Annotated in this window: 1 pseudogene; it reads left to right on the forward strand. The window is 62.1% G+C overall.

The features are described 5' to 3' along the window. Positions 1-261 (forward strand): annotated as a pseudogene (gene tuf, locus FNJ84_RS21830) (elongation factor Tu); the annotation flags it as partial.

The raw sequence follows: 261 nt of genomic DNA on the forward strand, positions 1-261 counted from the left end.
AGGTGGATGACGAGGAACTGCTGGAACTGGTCGAGATGGAAGTGCGCGAGCTGCTGTCCAGCTATGACTATCCGGGCGATGACATTCCGATCATCAAGGGCTCGGCTCTGGCGGCGCTGGAAGGCCGTGATCCGGAAATCGGCGAGAACTCGATCCGTGCGCTGATCGAGGCCGTTGACAGCTATATCCCGACGCCCGAGCGCGCCGTTGACCAGCCGTTCCTGCTGCCGATCGAGGACGTGTTCTCGATTTCGGGCCGCG

The sequence above is a fragment of the Paracoccus sp. M683 genome (genome assembly GCF_007096355.1).
In the GTDB taxonomy this organism is placed as follows: Bacteria; Pseudomonadota; Alphaproteobacteria; order Rhodobacterales; family Rhodobacteraceae; genus Paracoccus.